The following is a 1,286-nucleotide window of genomic DNA, read 5'->3' on the forward strand; positions in this document are numbered from 1 at the left end:
TCAATAAAAAAGGCCACCCTAGATAGGATGGCCTTTTTTATGACTAATTCATAAGCTCATTGCTGAGACTTAAGTCTTAGTTCAATACGTTAGCAACAACACCAGCGCCTACAGTACGGCCGCCTTCACGAATTGCGAAGCGAAGACCTTTGTCCATAGCGATTGGGTGGATAAGCTCTACGCCCATCTCAACGTTATCACCAGGCATTACCATTTCAGTACCGTCTTGTAATTGGATTGCACCAGTTACGTCAGTAGTACGGAAGTAGAACTGTGGACGATAGCCGTTTAGGAATGGTGTGTGACGACCACCCTCTTCTTTTGACAATACATATACTTCAGCGTCAAACTTGGTGTGAGGAGTGATTGAACCTGGCTTAGCTAGTACTTGGCCACGTTGTACGTCTTCACGCTTAGTACCACGTAGTAGTACGCCACAGTTTTCGCCTGCACGACCTTCGTCAAGCAGTTTACGGAACATCTCTACACCAGTACAGGTGGTTTTTTGAGTGTCACGGATACCAACGATTTCGATCTCGTCGCCAACTTTAACGATACCAGATTCAACACGGCCTGTTACTACGGTACCACGACCTGAGATTGAGAATACGTCTTCGATTGGCATTAGGAATGCTTTGTCGATGTCACGCTCTGGCTCTGGGATGTAGGTGTCTAGTACGTTTAGTAGTTCTACAACAGCTGGTTGGCCGTATTTTTCTTGTGAGCCTTTTAGGGCTTCAGTAGCAGAACCTTTAACGATAGGAGTGTCATCGCCTGGGAAGTCATAGTCGTTCAATAATTCACGAACTTCCATTTCTACTAGCTCTAACAATTCTTCGTCATCAACCATGTCACATTTGTTCATGAATACGATGATGTACGGTACGCCAACCTGACGTGAAAGCAAGATGTGCTCACGAGTCTGTGGCATAGGGCCGTCAGTTGCAGATACTACTAGGATTGCGCCGTCCATCTGGGCAGCACCAGTGATCATGTTTTTAACATAATCGGCGTGACCTGGGCAATCTACGTGTGCGTAGTGACGGCTGTCTGTGTCATATTCTACGTGTGAGGTGTTGATGGTGATACCACGTGCTTTTTCTTCTGGTGCTGAGTCAATAGACGCGTAGTCTTTGGCTTCGCCACCAGAGGTGATTGCAGCTACGGTTGCGATTGCAGCGGTAAGGGTGGTTTTACCATGATCAACGTGTCCGATTGTACCGACGTTGACGTGTGGCTTGTTACGTTCAAACTTGGCCTTTGCCATGGGTATTTCCTCTTTTTTT

The 1,286-nt window shown here is 46.7% G+C and carries 1 protein-coding gene; it reads right to left on the minus strand.

Going from position 1 to position 1,286, the window contains the following annotated elements; all coding sequences use genetic code 11:
* Window positions 1–76: 76 nt before the first annotated feature.
* The gene (gene tuf, locus TT11_RS16505) at window positions 77–1,267 is read right to left on the minus strand and encodes an elongation factor Tu (RefSeq protein WP_114701991.1); all 1,191 of its coding nucleotides are present in this window, start codon (window positions 1,265–1,267) and stop codon (window positions 77–79) included.
* Window positions 1,268–1,286 lie beyond the last annotated feature (19 nt).

The sequence above is a fragment of the Psychrobacter sp. JCM 18901 genome (assembly GCF_000586435.1).
GTDB lineage: Bacteria > Pseudomonadota > Gammaproteobacteria > Pseudomonadales > Moraxellaceae > Psychrobacter.

What these genes read in the sequence shown, in the direction of transcription:
- tuf (WP_114701991.1), bottom strand. Translation starts at nt 1,267, where the DNA reads ATGGCAAAGGCCAAGTTTGAACGTAACAAGCCACACGTCAACGTCGGT.